1 protein-coding gene is annotated in these 703 nt (G+C 64.9%); it reads left to right on the top strand.

Annotated elements, in window-relative coordinates:
* Nucleotides 1-703: VWA domain-containing protein (locus GSQ80_RS22830; RefSeq protein ID WP_158789984.1), on the top strand; the 703-nt coding region annotated here is incomplete at both ends.

Consider the following 703-nt stretch of genomic DNA (forward strand, 5'->3'; position numbering starts at 1 on the left):
ACCACCAGCCCCAAACCATCAAAACCCTCACCCAGGAGAAAAACCTCCCGCTCACCATCGGCCTCCTCCTCGACACCAGCGGCAGCCAACAGCGCGTCCTCCCCATCGAGCAGCAATCCGCCATCCGCTTCCTCAAAGACGTCCTTACCCCCAAAGACCTCGCCTTCCTCATCACCTTCGACGTCAACGTAGACCTACTCGCCGATGACACCAACAGCCTCCCCGAATTAACCCGCGCCATCAACGCCGCGAGCATCAACGCCGCCAGCGCCTCCGCAGGAACCCCCGGCATAGGCGGCGGCCCATTTCCCACCGGCAACCCCCGCGGCACCCTCCTCTACGACGCCGTCTACCTGGCCGCCCACGACAAGGTAGCCAACCAGGCCGGCCGCAAAGTCCTCATCCTCCTAACCGACGGCGGCGACCAAGGCTCCCAGGAAACCCTGGCCTCCGCCACCGAAGCCGCCCAGCGCTCCAACGCAATCCTCTACATCATCTTCATCACGGCCCACCCCTTCGCCGACAACTTCTCCGAAACCACCAACCCCAAATCCGCCATGGACCACCTCGCCCGCGCCACCGGCGGCCGCGTCATCGACGTAGGCAACAGCGGCCCCAAACTAGAAGCCGCCTTCACCCAAATTCAAGACGAGCTCCGCACCCAATACCGCCTCACCTACACCCCCCCCCCCCCCCCCCCCCA

Source organism: Granulicella sp. L46 (assembly GCF_009765785.1).
GTDB lineage: Bacteria > Acidobacteriota > Terriglobia > Terriglobales > Acidobacteriaceae > Granulicella.